Annotated in this window: 16 protein-coding genes; 4 read left to right on the top strand and 12 right to left on the bottom strand. The window is 63.5% G+C overall.

The features are described 5' to 3' along the window. Positions 1–175: 175 nt before the first annotated feature. The 3 genes from CGZ77_RS02130 to CGZ77_RS02120 all read right to left on the bottom strand — a co-directional run bounded on the left by CGZ77_RS02130 (position 176) and on the right by CGZ77_RS02120 (position 3,239). Positions 176–1,387 (bottom strand): NAD(P)/FAD-dependent oxidoreductase, encoded by a 1,212-nt coding sequence (locus tag CGZ77_RS02130; RefSeq protein WP_009426448.1) that lies wholly within the window; start codon positions 1,385–1,387, stop codon positions 176–178. 150 nt (positions 1,388–1,537) lie between these two features. Beyond that, positions 1,538–2,908 (bottom strand): adenylosuccinate lyase, encoded by a 1,371-nt coding sequence (purB, locus tag CGZ77_RS02125; RefSeq protein WP_009426446.1) that lies wholly within the window; start codon positions 2,906–2,908, stop codon positions 1,538–1,540. A 97-nt stretch (positions 2,909–3,005) separates the two neighbouring features. After that, entirely contained in the window at positions 3,006–3,239 is a 234-nt protein-coding gene (locus tag CGZ77_RS02120; protein ID WP_036496226.1) for an EexN family lipoprotein, read from the bottom strand. 198 nt (positions 3,240–3,437) lie between these two features. On the opposite strand from CGZ77_RS02120, the gene CGZ77_RS02115 reads away from it, so the two are divergent. Genes CGZ77_RS02115 through CGZ77_RS02105 form a run of 3 tightly spaced genes read left to right on the top strand, consistent with a single transcriptional unit; the run spans position 3,438 to position 5,643 of the window. Next, a complete protein-coding gene (locus tag CGZ77_RS02115) occupies positions 3,438–4,025 on the top strand; it encodes a type II secretion system protein GspG (RefSeq protein ID WP_009426444.1) in 588 nt (195 codons plus the stop codon). Further along, complete coding sequence (locus CGZ77_RS02110) at positions 4,022–4,771, top strand: class I SAM-dependent methyltransferase (protein ID WP_009426443.1); 750 nt, start codon at positions 4,022–4,024, stop codon at positions 4,769–4,771. Before CGZ77_RS02115 ends, CGZ77_RS02110 begins: the two co-directional genes overlap by 4 nt. Further along, entirely contained in the window at positions 4,768–5,643 is an 876-nt protein-coding gene (locus CGZ77_RS02105; RefSeq protein WP_009426442.1) for an NUDIX domain-containing protein, read from the top strand. Before CGZ77_RS02110 ends, CGZ77_RS02105 begins: the two co-directional genes overlap by 4 nt. Here the strand turns inward: CGZ77_RS02105 and CGZ77_RS11940 are convergent. Next, the gene (locus CGZ77_RS11940) at positions 5,629–5,799 is read right to left on the bottom strand and encodes a hypothetical protein (protein WP_009426441.1); all 171 of its coding nucleotides are present in this window, start codon (positions 5,797–5,799) and stop codon (positions 5,629–5,631) included. The two genes, CGZ77_RS02105 and CGZ77_RS11940, sit on opposite strands and share 15 nt — an antisense overlap. Before the next feature lie 67 nt (positions 5,800–5,866). Beyond that, the gene (locus tag CGZ77_RS02100; RefSeq protein WP_036496225.1) at positions 5,867–6,562 is read right to left on the bottom strand and encodes a hypothetical protein; all 696 of its coding nucleotides are present in this window, start codon (positions 6,560–6,562) and stop codon (positions 5,867–5,869) included. Between the two features lie 310 nt (positions 6,563–6,872). On the opposite strand from CGZ77_RS02100, the gene mgtE reads away from it, so the two are divergent. Next, complete coding sequence (gene mgtE / locus CGZ77_RS02095; protein WP_009426439.1) at positions 6,873–8,315, top strand: magnesium transporter; 1,443 nt, start codon at positions 6,873–6,875, stop codon at positions 8,313–8,315. A 125-nt stretch (positions 8,316–8,440) separates the two neighbouring features. Here mgtE and CGZ77_RS02090 read toward each other — a convergent pair whose 3' ends face one another. The 7 genes from CGZ77_RS02090 to bioH all read right to left on the bottom strand — a co-directional run bounded on the left by CGZ77_RS02090 (position 8,441) and on the right by bioH (position 15,555). Continuing rightward, positions 8,441–9,337 carry a patatin-like phospholipase family protein gene (locus tag CGZ77_RS02090; RefSeq protein ID WP_009426438.1) on the bottom strand — a complete coding sequence of 299 codons (897 nt, stop codon included), beginning with the start codon at positions 9,335–9,337 and terminating at the stop codon, positions 8,441–8,443. A gap of 76 nt (positions 9,338–9,413) precedes the next feature. Continuing rightward, positions 9,414–10,202: a hypothetical protein gene (locus CGZ77_RS02085; protein WP_009426437.1), complete on the bottom strand. Its 789-nt coding sequence runs from the start codon at positions 10,200–10,202 to the stop codon at positions 9,414–9,416. 222 nt (positions 10,203–10,424) lie between these two features. After that, positions 10,425–12,092 (bottom strand): hypothetical protein, encoded by a 1,668-nt coding sequence (locus tag CGZ77_RS02080; protein ID WP_009426436.1) that lies wholly within the window; start codon positions 12,090–12,092, stop codon positions 10,425–10,427. A gap of 79 nt (positions 12,093–12,171) precedes the next feature. Beyond that, positions 12,172–13,089: a fatty acid desaturase gene (locus CGZ77_RS02075; RefSeq protein ID WP_036496223.1), complete on the bottom strand. Its 918-nt coding sequence runs from the start codon at positions 13,087–13,089 to the stop codon at positions 12,172–12,174. A 72-nt stretch (positions 13,090–13,161) separates the two neighbouring features. Beyond that, positions 13,162–14,133 carry a Rieske 2Fe-2S domain-containing protein gene (locus CGZ77_RS02070; RefSeq protein ID WP_009426434.1) on the bottom strand — a complete coding sequence of 324 codons (972 nt, stop codon included), beginning with the start codon at positions 14,131–14,133 and terminating at the stop codon, positions 13,162–13,164. A gap of 64 nt (positions 14,134–14,197) precedes the next feature. Then, positions 14,198–14,737, bottom strand: a complete 540-nt coding sequence (locus tag CGZ77_RS02065) for a hypothetical protein (RefSeq protein WP_009426433.1) — start codon at positions 14,735–14,737, stop codon at positions 14,198–14,200. Between the two features lie 77 nt (positions 14,738–14,814). Next, entirely contained in the window at positions 14,815–15,555 is a 741-nt protein-coding gene (bioH, locus tag CGZ77_RS02060; RefSeq protein ID WP_009426432.1) for a pimeloyl-ACP methyl ester esterase BioH, read from the bottom strand. Positions 15,556–15,579 lie beyond the last annotated feature (24 nt).

Raw genomic sequence — 15,579 nt, 5'->3', positions numbered from 1 at the left:
TCGGATATTCGTCGTCCGCATGGGTGCGCTGCATATCCTGTACATAGCGAAGAGGCCGTCTGAAAAGATTTCAGACGGCCTCTTCGGCTGTTCGCGGCGGGGTTTTAACTGTGAAAACCGTGTTGCGGAAACATCATTCCTGCATCTGCGCCCCGAAGGTGCGGGCGGGAGCGGGTCAGGCAAACAGTATTTGCGAATCGCGCACGCAGGGGTTTTCCCTGTCCCAGGCGTAGCCGGCGAGGATGGCGCAGACCATGCGGCAGAGTTCGCTGTCTTTGTCGACGTCGAAAATCAGGTCTTGGAAGCGGCCGTCGTACCAGCCGTTGATGTAGCTGCCGAAGGCGTTGACGCCGGTGGTGAGCGGTACGGCAAACTCGTTTTTCCAGTCTACGGGCAGGCCGCGCAGTTCGCGTGCCACGCAGTCGGCGGCCAGTTTGGAGGAGTGCACGGCGATGGTGACGCCGGAGGAGAAGACGGGGTCGAGAAATTCGCCCGAGGCGCCCAAAAGGGCGAAGTGGCGGCCGTAGAGGCCTTTGCCTTTGGTGGTGTAGCCGGGCAGGTAGCGGAAGGGGAAGCCGTTGTCCCATTTGGCGTCGGCGAGGATTTCGGCGAGGAAGGGGATTTCGGCAACGGTTTCTTTCAGGATGTTGGCGGTGCTTTCGTGGCGGAAGTAGTGTTCTTCGCCGACTACGCCGATGGAGCTGCGGCCGTTGGCGAAGGGGATGAGCCAGACCCATACGTCGCGGTGTTCGGGGTGGATGCAGACGAGGTTTTTGTTGCGGTCGAATTTGGGGGAGGTGATGCGGTCGTCGATATGGGTGAAATGCACCTGGCGCATAACGGTTTCGGGCGGCAGCTCCCAGTTCATCAGGCGGGGCAGGGCGCGGTAGAAGCCGCTGGCGTCGAGGACGAAGCGGGCTTCCATATCGTAGGTGTCGCCGTTGTCACGCTCGACGGTGAGCAGCACGGTATTGCCTTCGTTGTCGAATTTTTTCAGGGTTTCGCCAAAGCGCACGGCCACGCCCTGTTTTTCCGCTTCGCGGATCAAGAGCAGGTCGAACTCGGCTCTCTGCACGTTGAAGGCAGTGTCGTTGCCTGCGCTGAATTTGTCCAAAAAGCTGAACGAGGTGTAGCGCCCGCCCCATGAAAAGGCAAAGCCGTTTTTGTATTGGAAGCCCAAACCGGCGGCCTGCACGGCACGCAGCAGCCCGGCTTCCTGCAAGATGTCCATCGCGTAGGGCAGCAGGCTCTCGCCGATAACAAAACGCGGAAAATGCTGCTTTTCGAGTACGCAGACATTGAAGCCCTGCTTGTTCAGCAAGGCCGCCGCCACAGAACCGGCAGGTCCTGCGCCGACAATCACAACATCGTAGATAAATGCAGCCACAACGTCCCCCTGTTTGTTAAATTACGGAATTTTTTGTTTGTTTATTCCCGTTATTGTAACGGTGGTGCCGTTTTCTGACAATCGCACGGCATATGCGGCAGGCCGCAAGAAGGCCGTCTGAAAAGGTTCGGACGGCCTTTTCAGACGGCCTCAAATGCGCTGCGCCAATTCTTCGGCTTTGCCCACATACAGCGCGGGCGTGAGCGCGAGCAGGCCGGCTTTGGCCTCGGCGGGGATGTCGAGCGATTCGACAAACTCTTTGAGCACTTCGGGCGTGATGCCGTCTTTGCCGCGCGTGAGGTCTTTGAGTTTTTCGTAGGGGTTGGCCACGCCGTAGCGGCGCATCACGGTTTGAATCGGCTCGGCCAGAAGCTCCCACGTTGCGTCCAAATCGGCAGCCAGCGCGGCAGGGTTCGGCTCGAGTTTGTTCAGGCCGCGCAAGTGGGCGGCGAAACCGAGCAGGGTATAGCCCGCGCCCACGCCCATATTGCGGAGCACGGTGCTGTCGGTAAGGTCGCGCTGCCAGCGGGATACGGGCAGCTTTTCGGCGAGGAAACCGAGCACGGCGTTGGCCATGCCGAGGTTGCCTTCGGAGTTTTCAAAGTCGATGGGGTTGACTTTGTGCGGCATGGTGGACGAGCCGACTTCGCCCGCTTTGACTTTTTGTTTGAAGTAACCGAGCGAGATGTAGCCCCATACGTCGCGGTTGAAATCAATCAGGATGGTGTTGATGCGCGCGAGGGTTTGGAAAAACTCGGCCATGTAGTCGTGCGGTTCGATTTGGATGGTGTAGGGGTTGAAGGTCAGCCCCAAGCCGGTTTCGACGAAGCGGCGGCAGTGTGCTTCCCAATCCACGTCGGGATAGGCGGCCAGATGGGCGTTGTAGTTGCCCACCGCGCCGTTGATTTTGCCGAGGATTTCCTGCTGTTCGAGCTGTTTTTTCTGGCGTTGCAGGCGGTAGACCACGTTGGCGATTTCTTTGCCGAGTGTGGTGGGCGTGGCGGGCTGGCCGTGGGTGCGGCTCATCATGGGGATGGCGGCCAAATCGTGTGCCATGCCGGTGAGTTTGTCGATGATTTCGGCGAGCTTGGGCAGCAATACGGCTTCGCGCGCTTCGCGCAGCATCAGGGCGTGGGAGAGGTTGTTGATGTCTTCGCTGGTGCAGGCAAAGTGGATGAACTCGGCGGCGGCGGCCACTTCGGGTACGCCGGCGAAGCGTTCTTTGAGCCAGTATTCGATGGCTTTGACATCGTGGTTGGTGGTGGCTTCGATGGCTTTTACGGCGGCTGCGTCTTCGAGCGAGAAGTGTTCCGCCACTTGGTCGATTTCGGCCAGCGTGAAGCTGCCAAAAGGCGGCACTTCGCTGATTTTCGGCTCGGCGGCAAGGGCTTTGAGCCAGCCCAGTTCGACTTTGACGCGGGCGCGCATCAGGCCGTATTCGGAGAAAATCGGGCGCAGGGCTTCGACGGAAGCGGCGTAGCGGCCGTCGAGCGGGGAAAGGGCGGAAATCGGGGTGATCATGGCGGGATTCCTTAATGGATGGTTTTTTGAAAACGGCTTGGGCAGCCTGAAAAACGGGATGGGCGGGTTTTTCAGGCTGCTTTGGATATAGAGAAACTTATTTTGCCGATGAAGGCTTGAACTTGCCGTAGCCCATAAACCTTTTACCTGCGGCTTCTCTGGCATTGATACAGGCAGGCGTGTCTCTCAGCTTGGCGGGATCGTTACTGCATTTATCCAACTGTGCATCCAGCTCTTGGGGATGGTCGAGATACCACTGCACATCGTGTGCTTCTTCGCCACAGGCGGCGAGCAGGAGCAGGGCGGTGGCGGAAAGCAGGAGTTTGTTCATGGCGGTTTCCTTATCGGACGAAACGGGTTGTTGAATTCAAATGCGGAATCGGCAATGCCGTGGCGGCGGGATTCCTGTTCGGACAAAAGCCGCGATTATAGCGGAACGGCAGGAAGAAACATTGTTAAAATAAGGCCGTCTGAAACCCTGTTTTAATCTTTTCAGACGGCCTCTTGCCCTTTATTTCAGGAATCCGCCATGGAACAAACGCCCGAACACGCCGCCGTCACCCGTCCGCCCAGCATCCACCCCGCCGCCTATGTGCTGGCGGGCATTTCCTTTATCCCGCTGCTCGGCCTGCCTTTCGGCCTGGCCGCCATCGTTTGGGGCTTGGCGGCGCGCAAAAAACGCGGCGGCAAAATCGCCGCCCTGATTGCCGCCGCCGGCGTCGCCTGCTCCGTTGCCGTTTACGGCGCGCTTTTTTATTTCGGCTTCCAACAGCGCGGCGGCGTTTACGACAAACTGCGTGTCGAACTCGCGCAGCAGCAGCTCGGCCAACTGGTGCAAAGCATCGAATTCCACAAGCTGCAACACGGGCAATACCCCGAATCGCTGGCCGCCCTGCAACAGGCGCAGCCGAAAACGCCGCTGTTTGTGATTGACCCCACCGACACCCGCCTCACCGATACGCCGCGCCTGTTCCACTACGAGCGCGTCGGCGCAGAGCATTACTACCTGCGCAGCGCGGGCGCGGACGGCGTTCCCTTCACCGCCGACGACATCGTCCCGCCAACCGACACCGCAGGCGGCAAAATCGGCCTGCTCAAAGAAAAGGCACAACCGTGATTCCGTTGAACGCCGCAGCCGACGCCCCCGCCGCAGCCCTCGCCATTGCCCAAGACTACGGCTTCAGGCCGTCTGAAAACCCCGTTTCAGACGGCCTCTTCCTCCTTGCCGACGCCGAGGGCATCAGCCTGTGCCAAGCAGGCGAAAAAGGCCGCGTCCGCGCCGATTTCACCGGCGGCGCGGCGCAATACCGGCGCACAAAAGGCGGCGGCGAACTCATCGCCAAAGCCGTCAACCACACCGCTGCCCCCCTCGTTGTCGACGCCACCGGCGGCCTCGGCCGCGACGCCTTCGTCCTCGCCGCACACGGCCTCACCGTCCACATCATCGAACGCCACCCCGCCGCCGCCTGCCTGCTCGCCGACGGCCTGCGCCGCGCCCTCGCCGACGGACAAACCGCCCCCGCCGCAGAGCGCATCACCCTGCACCACGGCGACGCCCTCGAACTGCTGCCCCGCCTCGCCGCCGAGCTGCGCCCCGACGTCGTCTGCCTCGACCCCATGTATCCCGCGCGGCAGAAGTCCGCCGCCGTCAAAAAAGAAATGGCGTATTTCCACCAGCTTATCGGCGCCGCGCAGCCGCAAAACGACGCCGCCCTCCTCGCCGCCGCCCGCGCCGCCGCCGCAAAACGCGTCGCCGTCAAACGCCCGCGCCTCGGCGAAACTCTCGCCGGCGAAAAACCCTCCTACCGCTACGAAGGCAAATCCACCCGCTTCGACATCTACCTGCCCGCCGCCAAGCCATGAACCTGCCCCGTCTCAGCCCCCTGCCCGACAGCGTGCAAACCGGCCTGCTCGGCTTTCTGCACGACACCTTCCGCTTCCACGCGCCCGACTGGCGCCCGCTGCTGCTCAACGGCCTGCCGCTGGGCATGGTCAACGGCATCTGGCAACAGCGCCTGCTGCGCGACTGGCCGGGCAGCCAGCAAATCCTTTCAGACGGCCTCCTGCTGCAAAGCGGCAGCTGGGACGACATGGCGCGCCTGTTGCAGCAAACCGCACGCGGCTGGCACGATGCCGGACTGTTCGGCGGCTGGCGCAATGAGACCTTCGATGTCTGCGACAGCAGCGGCACGGCACTATTCGCCCTCGAACGTGCCGCCTTCCGCCCGCTCGGCCTGCACAGCAAGGCCGTGCACATCAACGGCCTGAGCCCGTGCGCCGACGGCTGGCGTTTTCTCATCGCCTGCCGCAGCCCGCACAAAGCCGTCGACCCCGGCAAACTCGACAACCTCACCGGCGGCGGTATCGCCGCAGGCGAAACCCCCGAAGCCGCCATGCGCCGCGAAGGCCGCGAAGAGGCCGGCCTGCCGCCCGAGCTCCTCGATACCGCCGCTCCCGCCGGCCGCATCATGAGCCTGCACACCGTCAAACGCGGCCTGCACCGCGAAAGCCTGTATCTCTACGACATCATCCTGCCCGACGGTTTCACGCCGCAAAACCAAGACGGCGAAGTGGCCGCCTTCGCCGCGATGGACGCGCACGCCGTCGCCGATACCGTCATACGCGGCGAAATGACGAACGACGCCGCCCTCGTCACCCTCGACCTCTTCCGCCGCTGCGGCCTGCTGTCGCCGCAACACCCGCTGACGGCCTATTTGCACTCAACCCGCCTGTGAAAGGTCGTCTGAAAAGACTGAGGCCGTCTGAAAACCTGTTTGGCGGGTTTTCAGACGGCCTTTGTCGTGTTTTACGCCCATTGCGCCCGATTCGGCTGCCTGTCCGGCGCGGGCTTTGATTTGGTGTAATCGAAAATCGGGAGCGGCGGCAACCATTGTCAAAAGGCCGTCTGAAAAACCCTTTTCGGGGTTTTCAGACGGCCTTTGTACGAAAAAACGCGGCTTATTTCACAAAACGCTTGTCGGCTTTGAACGGCGCGCTGCTGGTCGGTTTGGCGGTGTAGAAGCGGGTGAAGGTGCTGTCGAGTTCGGTTTCCACCGCTTTGCCGTCGATCACCGCACCGGCTTTCAGCTTCACGCCGCCGCCGCTGGCTTCGCCTTTTTTCATGTTCGGCAGCTCCAGCTCGCTGATATGCAGGTGGGCTTTTTCAACCACGGCGTTTTCGTTCATCAGCTGTTTGCCGACGGGGCGGATTTTCTCGTCGGGCGTGTGCGGGGCGTCGCCGCCGTTGTCGTCCACCACGCCGATGTTGAGCAGGCGGGCGTGTGCCAAATCGGCTTTGCCTTTGACGACGGGCACGCCGACAAACAGTTTGATGCCTCTGTGGACGTAGGCTTTTTCACGCCATTGGCTCTGGCCTTCTTTGGGCGGTTTGGTCTCGGCGGCGGCGGAGTAGGTGCGTCCCATAATCATGATTTTGTAGCCGGGCACTTTTTTGCCGGACAGGCCGTCGGTAATGTCGTCCACCAGTTCGGGCGCTTTGAGCTCTTTATTGGCGAGGATGCGGGCGGAGGTTTCGGCCAGATAGGCGGCTTTGCCGTCGATGGTGAGGGTTTGCTTGCTGCCGAAATCGGCGGCGGAGGCGGGCAGGGCGGCTGCGGCGAAGGCTGCGGCCAGAATCAGGGCGGTTTTTTTCATAAGGGTGTCTCTCTTGTTTACGGATGTTTGAATGTTTGGCAGACGATTCGCGGCAAACGGCGTATCGTCCTGCGGCCGCATTGTGCTACAAATGGAAAGTATTATCAAGTTTATGCGTGATTGTGTCAGAAAACGTGTGTGCAGCCCGAGGGGCTTTAACATTGTGTTACAATGCGCTGTTTTCGTTTGCCGCCTGCGCCGCAGGCAGAAATCATGGAACTTCCCTGTCTTTTGACATTTTTCCTTCCCTTACGCAATCCGTAGCCATCCCGCCTGAATGCCCTGCCGCCTTCATGCGGGCGGAGCATTTATGAGCAGCCAGAATCCCGTTTCCTCTTCCCGTCCGTCCGACGCGCAGCGTCTCGAACTCGATATCGACCGCGTGCACGAGCTGGCCGCCGCGCTGCTGCCCGTTTACGCGCAAATCGCCGCCGCCGCGCCGCTGGCCGACGCTTCCCTCAACGAAAAACTGTCCGAGCTGACGGGCATTTTGCACGAACTGCACCCCGCCGACATGGCGGTGCTGCTCGAATCGCTGCCGCCCAAAGAGCGCGTGGTGGTGTGGCGGCTGGCCGAGCCGGAAGACGACGGCGAGGTGCTGCTGGAAGTGTCCGAAGCGGTGCGCGAAACGCTGATCGAGGCGATGAACCGCGAAGAGCTGCTCTCGGCGGTGGAAGACATGGATGCCGACGAGCTGGCCGAGCTGGCCGACGATCTGCCGCACCAAGTCGTATACGAAGCCCTGCAAACGCGCGACGAGGAAGAGCGCGAGCAGGTGAAGGCGGCGATGTCCTACGAAGACGGCCAAGTCGGCGCACTGATGGACTTCGAGCTGGTGAGCGTGCGCGCCGACGTCACCTGCGAAGTCGTTTTGCGCTACCTGCGCCGCTTCGATAGCCTGCCCGACCACACCGACAAAATCTTCGTCGTCGACGAAGAAGACGTGCTGATCGGCGTGCTGCCCGTGCGCAAGCTGCTGATTTCCAACCCGGAAGATTTGGTGGCCGACGTCATGGCCACCGACGTGGTGCGCTTCTCGCCGCAGGACGACGCCGAAGAAGCCGCGCAGGCTTTCGAGCGTTACGACCTGGTGACCGCGCCCGTGATCGACGCAAACGGCAAACTCATCGGCCGCATCACCATCGACGAAATGGTGGACGTCATCCGCGAAGAATCGGAAGCCGACATTTTGAACATGGCCGGTTTGCAGGAAGAAGAAGACCTGTTCGCCCCCGTGCTCGATTCGGTGAAAAACCGCTGGATGTGGCTGGCCATCAACCTGTGCACCGCCTTTCTCGCCAGCCGCGTAATCGGCGCGTTTGAAGGCAGCATCGAAAAAATCGTCGCCCTGGCCGCGCTGATGCCGATTGTGGCGGGCATCGGCGGCAATTCGGGCAACCAAACCATCACCATGATTGTGCGCGCGATGGCCGTCGGCCAGCTTGCCGACATCCAGGCCGGGCGGCTGCTGAAAAAAGAAATCGGCGTCGCGCTGGTGAACGGCATCCTGTGGGGCAGCGTGATGGGGCTGCTCTCCTATCTGCTCTACGGCAGTGTCGGCATCGGCCTCGTCATGGTGGCCGCCATGACGCTCAACCTGCTCTTGGCCGCCGCCGTCGGCGTGCTGATTCCCATCGTGATGGAAAAACTCGGCCGCGACCCCGCGCTGGGCAGCTCGGTATTGATTACCGCCGTCACCGACTCGGGCGGCTTCCTGATTTTCCTCGGGCTGGCGACGATATTCCTGCTGTGATTGTTCAAACATGAAAAGGCCGTCTGAAACTCCGGTTTCAGACGGCCTCATTGTTTTGCGGCGGCAGCAAAGAGGCCGTCTGAAAGCCTGCGGCGGACTTTCAGACGGCCTCTGTCTGCAAACGCTCAATAGCGGTAGGCCGCCAGCTTGCGTTTGATTTCCGGCAGGGCGGCGAGGGCGGCGGCTTCGCCCGTTTTAATCGCCTGCGTCTTCTGGTCGAAACCGCCCACCGCGCCGAGGTTCTGCACGCGCGGTTTGATTACCACGTCGGCCTTGCCCAACTCGGCGTTCAGCGCGGAAGTGCTCATGATGTTGAGCGTTTGGTCGAGGTAGGCGAAGAAACTTTTGCCGACCGCGTTTTCCGGTTTGGCGGAAATATCGACGGCAATCACGAAATTCGCCCCCTGCTGCCGCGCGGCGGTGACGGGCACGGGCTGGGTCAGGCCGCCGTCGACGTATTTCCGCCCGCCGATAACGGCAGGCTGGAACACGTTGGGAATGGCGGCCGAGGCGCGCACCGCCTGCCCCGCGTTGCCGCGGTTGAAGGCCACGGCCTTGCCGGTGGAGAAATCGGTGGCGACGGCGGCGAATTTGAGCGGGAACTGCTCGATGGGGCGGTTGCCCGTTTTGCGGTTGACATAGTCTTGCAGCTTTTCGCCCTTGATAAAGCCGTTGGTTGACAGGGTGAGGTCGACCAAATCGGTTTTGCCGAGGATTTCCGCTTCGAGCTCCATGCGGTCGGGCGACATACCCGAGGCGTACATGCTGCCGACGATGGCGCCCGCGCTGGTGCCGGTGACGACTTTGACGGGGATGCCGTGCTGTTTGAGTACTTTGAGAATGCCGATATGGGCGAAGCCTTTCGACGCGCCGCCGCCGAGGGCGATGGCGACGACGGCCTGCGGTTTTTGCGGCTGCGGTTTGACACGCACCTGCGGTTGCGGCGTGTTGCCGCTCGGACAGGCGGCAAGAACGAGGGCGGCGAAGGCGGCCAGGGCGGCGCGGCGGGACAGTGTGTTCACGGGTTTCCTTTCGGATGATTGGGAGGACGGGTTTCACTTCGTTAGGGCTTGGCTTTCAGACGGCCTCAGGGGGTGTTCAGGCCTTGCCGCGCGGAAAGAACATGACTTCGCTCTCGCCCGCGGGCAGGGCTTTTTTCTTGACGGCGTGGCCGTACACCGTTTCCAACTCGATGCGGGCAAGCTCGCCTTTGTCCCACAGGCTTTGCGCGGCGGCGCGGGCGGCGGCGGGGTCGGCGAAATCGAGCGCCTGCCACAGGCCGAGGGTGTCCATGTCCTGCCAGAAGGTGTCGGCGCTGCGGTATTCGAGGCGCAGGGCGGCGGTGTCGGTGACGGGGTCGTAGAAGCCGCTGTCGGCCAGCATGTCGCCCAAGTCGTGCATATCGATCAGGGCGGGGCGGTGGGCTTCGTGTCCCAGCGTTTTCAGACGGCCTGTGAGTTCGGCGAGGCTGTCGCGGCCGAAGTGGGTGAAAAACAGCAGGCCGTCGGTTTTCAGCGCGTGCGCCCAGGCTTGGAAAACGGGCAGCGGGTCGGCTTCGGTTGTCAGGCCGAGGTTCGACCACAGCATGTCGGCCGAGGCTTCGGGCGGCGGAGAGGCGAGGCTTTGGCAGTGCTGCGGCACGCTTTTTCCCGCCAGCTTGGCGAGAAACCCGCTTTTGCGCGCGGCGGCGGCGGCATCAAGAAAATCGCGGCGCGGGTCGTATTCGGAGAAGGCGGCTTTGGGGTAGCGGGCGGCGAGCAGGCCGCGGCTGACGTCGCCGTCAGCACCCGAGAGCAGGATGTGCTGCGGCGCGGCTTTGAGGATTTGCAGACGTTCGTCGGCGGTTTGGGCGAGGTAGCGGTGGATTTGCCAGCGGTCGTTGTTCATATTTCAGTGTCCCAATGGTGCGCGGGGCGGGAGTGTAACCGTTTTGCGCGTGCGGTTCAGCAGTTTTGCGGCGGCGGCTTGGGAAACGGCGTCCCGGCGCGGTGTTGGCCGTCTGGAAAGCTTTCAGACGGCCTTTATAGTGAAACAACACGAAAATCTACGGCGTTGCTGCGCCTTGCCGTACTACTTGTACTGTCTGCGGCTTGCTGCCTTGTGTCTTTCCTATTTTGTTTCACTATATGTTTCTTTATCCAGCCACGGATAAAGCCGCAGGATGCGTTTTTCGGCGAAGCTGCGCACGGAGCGGGCGAAGAGGCAGGCGATGCGGCGGGAAGCGGGGTCGGGCAGAGCGGCGGCGCGGGGTTCGAGGACGTCGAGCAGGGCGCGGGCGCGGCGGCGTTCGCCGCGTATCCATTGGTGCACGGCGGGATCGGCGGACAGGGCGGCGAAGTCGGGGCGGAAGGGCGTCGGGTTTGTGCGGTCGGAGGCTGTCTGAACCGCTGCGTAGGGTGTGTCGCTCCGCGACGCACGCGGTTTGTGTTGTTCGGAAACGGCGGAGCGGCTGTTTTGCCATCCGCCATCCGCGTGTGTGGCTGCGCCACACACCCTACTTGGGCTACTTGGGCGTTCAGACGGCCTGTCGCTTCGGTTCAGAATTTCGGCGGGGATGTTGACGATGCCGGCGGCGAGGTCTTGGCGCAGGTCGCGCATTACGGAGCACCAGGCGAGCGCGTCGGCCAGTTCGGGCACATTGCGGCTGCGGGTGGCCGCGCCTGCGGCGGCAAAGAGGAGGTCGAGCGAGTCGGCGAAGGTGGCGCGGTGGTGGGCGGCGAGTGCGGCGGCAGGCCAAATTTCGGCGGCGTCGGCGCGCAGGCGGTCGCGGCGCATGGTGTGCAGCAGGGAGGCCGTCTGAAACACGGCTTCGCGGGCGGTGTCGGGCGGCAGCACGGCATTCAGACGGCCTCGGAAGCAGGCGGCGAGGCGGCTGTAATGGTCGTGCGTGTCGAAAACGCCGCGCTGCCATTCGCTTATCAGGCGGTCTGCTTTGGCGACGGGGCTTGCGGAAACGTCATGCCCGCACGCTTTGGGCGGGAGCGGCCTGTCGCCGTCCATCAGGTCGTCGAAAGCCTGCAAAAAGCAGTAGCCCGCCACCATCAGGCCGCCGCGTTTCGGGCGGCGGAGGCGGTAGAGGGCGAGAATCAGGCTGATGAGGGCGTAGCGGCGGTGGCGGCGGGCGAAGGCGGCCTGTTCGCGCAGCAGCAGAAAGGCGGTGTCGGCGCGGCGGAAGGCGTCGCCGTCGGCGCGCGCGGGAACGAGGCGGCAGGCGGCGAAGGCGAGCAGGCCGCCTGCGGCGAGGTCGGCCAGATGGTGTTCGTGTATCAGCAGGGTGGAGAGGACGACGGCCGCCGCCCACAGGACATAAAGGGCGCGGGCGGGAAACCGCTGCCGCCATGCGAAGCGGGCAGCGGTTAGGGCGAAGGCAGTGTGCAGCGAGGGGAGGTGGTTGCGCGACAGGCTGACGCGGTCGGCCAAAAGGAAAAAGGGCTGCCAAAAGCCCCCGGCTTCGCGCGGCGGCCAGGCCGTCTGAACGGGCAGGAAAACGAAAAAGGGAAGGGCGGCCGCCAGCTCGGCGGCCAGCACGGCAAACAGCAGCCACGCGCCGTGCCTGTCCGCGCGCAGGCCGCACAGCAGAAGCAGCAGCGGCAGGCTGAGATAAACAACGCTCCACGCGGGCACAAAGGGAACGGTGGCCTCAAAAGGCAGGGCGGGGCGGATGCGCCACGGCACAAGGGCGGCAAGCAGATTTGCGCCGCCGTAAAGCAGGACAAACAGCAGGGCGAAGAGGGCGGCAAGGGCAAGGGAAAAGGCGGGATCGCGGCGGAAATTCATGGGGCGGGATTTTAAGCGATTGGGACGGGAAGGCGTTTTCACTTCGGTGGAACTTAGCTTTCAGACGGCCTTTTTGCGTTTACACAATATCCCGTTCGCGAAAGCGCGGGAAGTTTTCGAGGCGGCGGGGGCCGCGCAGGCAGGCGAGCCAGACGGTGAAAAAGGCGGGGCCGCGGGCGGGGCGGCGGGGCAGTTCGTACCAGGGCAGCTCGGGGTGGCGGTGGTGGGTGAGGTGCAGGTGGTAGTTGAGGAAGACGAGACGCAGCCAGCGCGGGGTGTGGAGGTTCCATGCGCCGTTGTGTTTGTCGAGCGGCGAGAAGGCGTGGTCGGTGTATTGCAGCGAGCTCCACGCGAGGGCGAAGGCGGCGTAGCAGGCGAGCCAGCCCGTCCATGTCCAGCCCAGCGTCCATGCCCAGAAAAGCTGCCATGCGGCCGCGCCGAGCACTTCGAGGCGGGCGGCGGCGGGCAGGCTGTCGAGCGCGCCGATGTAGTCGTCGGCGCCGGTCTGTATGCCGCCGCGTTGGCCGAAGGCGCGGATCAGGGCGCGGCGGACGGCGGCGGGGGTGAGGGCGTAAACCAGCACGCCGGTGGCGGAGACGAACCAGTAAACGCCGGTGTAGATGGCGTACCACTGGGCGTATTTCAGCCACAGGACGTCGCCTTCGTGCAGGATGTCGAACTGTTCGGAGGCGGAGCGGTTGTTGCGGTGGTGGGTGAGGTGGAAGACGCGCTGGACGGCGAGGCCGGTGGGAAACCATGCCGCCGCCAGTCGGCCGCACCATTCGTTCAGACGGCCTCCCCGCCCGTTGGCGGCGGGGGCGAACACGCCGTGCACGCATTCGTGCAGCAGGGCGAAGACGGTGTTGTTGCTGAGGGCAAACAGCAGCGCGGCGGCGACGGCAACCGGCCACGGCGCGTGCGAGGCGGCGGTGAGCAGGGCGAGGTTGGCGCATGAGGCGGCGGCGAGGATGAGGAGGTTGCGGGCGATGGGGGTCATGGCGGTTTTGTGGCGGGAGGCCGTTCCCGCCTTCGCGGGAATGACGTTTCTGAAAATCCCGGCAGACGGGGATTACAGGCTTTCGAGCGTGCTTTGGTAACGCGCGGCCTGCTGCACGCCGGGGTCATCGGCGCCGTCGAGTTTCAGGCGCATATTTTCGACAATGACGAAGTCTTTTTTCAAAAACGCCAGATATAAAAAGCGGGCGATGTAAAGTTGCAGGCGCGGGAAGAGGGTGTCGGGCGGGATGCCGATGGCGGCGAAGGCGAGGGTGCTGCGCTCTTCGGGCGGCGTGCCGGGGGCGTCTTGCGGCAGCAGGGCGAAGATACCGCTGGCACGGAAGCGGCCGACGCGGCTTTCCACCATGATGCTGCTGCCGTTGCAGGTGTGCGCCAGTTCGACGCGCCCGCCGGAGAGCCGCTGCATCAGCCAGCTGGAAAAGCCGCCTTTGGGCAGGATGCGGGTGGCAAAACGCATGCGGATGCCGCCCTCGGGCGGGGTGTCGAATACGGGATTGCCTTCGGGCGTGCGCTGGTGGACGATGGCCATGTGCGAGAGGTCGAAGCCGTTGCAGATCATGGCGCGCCAGTCGGCGTTGATGGTGCGGGAGGCGGTGAGGCGCAGGTGGCCGTTGTTGGCGAAGGGTAGGGGCGGGGCGGTTTCGCCTTCGGTCAGCGGCGGGTGCAGCCAGACGAGGCCGAAGCGTTCGGCGCACGGCCATGCCTGCGCGCCGATGCGGCAGCCGGGGCGGATGGGGGGGAGGCCGTCTGAAAGGGCGGTTTGCGGCTCGATCAGGCAGCCGTGCAGGCCGCAGCAGAGGGCTTGTCCTTCGACGCGCGCGCTTTTGAGGTGCGCGCCCATGTGCGGGCAGAAGGCGTCGGTGGCGCGGAACGTGCCGTCGGCGTCGCGGTAGAGCACCCACTCTCGCGCGCCGAGGCGGCCGCTGCGGACTTGGCCGGGGGCGAAACCGTGCACGCGGGCGGCGGGATACCAGCAGCGCGGCCAGTGGTGCCATTGTGTTTCGGCGGGGTCGTGTTCGGTCATGGGGTTTCCGTTTGTTGTTTTTGCTGGTGTCAGAATAATGTTTGGCTTGTGCTTTCAGACGGCCTCAGCCGTTTTCTTCGTCGAGCAGGCGGCGGATGTCGTGCGTTTGGTTGCGGCGGTTTTGCCGGTGGACGGGCGGCCTGTCGCGGACGCAGAGGGCTTTGACGGATTGGTGGCGGTTCATGAATTTCATCCGCTGCCCGTTGCCCCTGCCGCCGTCTTCGCCGCAGGTAATCCATTCGCTGACGGTATACGCGCCGACGCGGGCGTTGCGGATTTTGCGTTTGGCAAACTCTTTTTCCTGTTCGCAGCGCAGCTTGTTGATGTATTGACGCATTTGCGCGTCGCCCAGCGGCTCTTGGCCGAGGCGGGAGAGGGCGGCGTAGGTGCGCAGGTCTTTCAATAACAGGTGTCGGTAAAAGCGCGGGAAGGCTGCTTTGGCAAGGGCGAGGACTTCGAGCTGCTCCGCTTCGCCGAGTTTGCCGTTTTCGAGGATGGAGCGGAAGAGGGCGAGCGGGTTGAAGTCGGCGTAACGCTTGTGGTTGGCAATGGCTTCGCGGTAGCGCGGCAGGGTGAAGGTGTTGAAACGGGCGTTGAGTTTCATGGTTTCCTTTTCAGACGGCTTCTGTGCCGTTGCAGGCCGCTCCCTCCTACGCGGGAATGACGTTTCTGAAAACGTGTTCAGCCGAAAAAACGGGCGAGCAGATTGGCGAATTCTGCGGCGTGGCTGAGGAAGGGGGCGTGGGCGGCTTTGTCGATCACGACGGTTTCGGCGTGCGGCAGGTGCTCTTGCAGATATTCGCCCATGCGCCGCGGCGTGATGCCGTCTTTGCCGCCGTATACCAGCAACACGGGCTGGCGGATGTGCGGCAGCAGGCTTCGGGCGTCGGCGCGCTCGACGGCTGCGAGGGCGGCGGCCAGCGCGGCGGGCGTGCCGTGGCGGACGATGTCGGGCAGCAGGGCGTCGACTATCTGCCGCGCCTCGGGCGTGTGCAGCAGTTGCAGCTCCAAAAACTGGCGCATATATTTCGCATAGTCCTGCGTGAAGAGCGGCAGCATTTTGTGCAGCGCGGGGCGGGCGAGACCCTGCGGGTAGCCGGGCGCGGCGGCGAGTTTGGCGAAGGAGGCGGTGAGGCACAGGCGGCGCACTTTGTGCGGGTAGCGGTGTGCGGCGTGCAGAGCAAGCAGTCCGCCTAGCGACCAGCCGACAAGGTCGCTGCCTTCGGCCAGGTTGTCGGCCAGTTCGTCGGCGGCCGCTTCAATATCGAACCCGCCGGCAAAGGGCGCGCCGCCGTGGCCGGGCAGGTCGGGCGTGTGCACCTGCCAGTGTGCGGGCAGCAGCGGCCGCAGGCCGTCGAACACGCGGCCGTTTGCCGCCCAGCCGTGTATAAGATAAACAGGATGATGGGGTGTGTTTGTCATGAAATTCCTTTCCCGATTAAGCCG

This window comes from Neisseria sp. KEM232, assembly GCF_002237445.1.
In the GTDB taxonomy this organism is placed as follows: domain Bacteria; phylum Pseudomonadota; class Gammaproteobacteria; order Burkholderiales; family Neisseriaceae; genus Neisseria.
The sequence above is the reverse complement of the archived record's forward strand: the minus strand, read 5'-3'. Positions and strand labels throughout refer to the sequence as shown.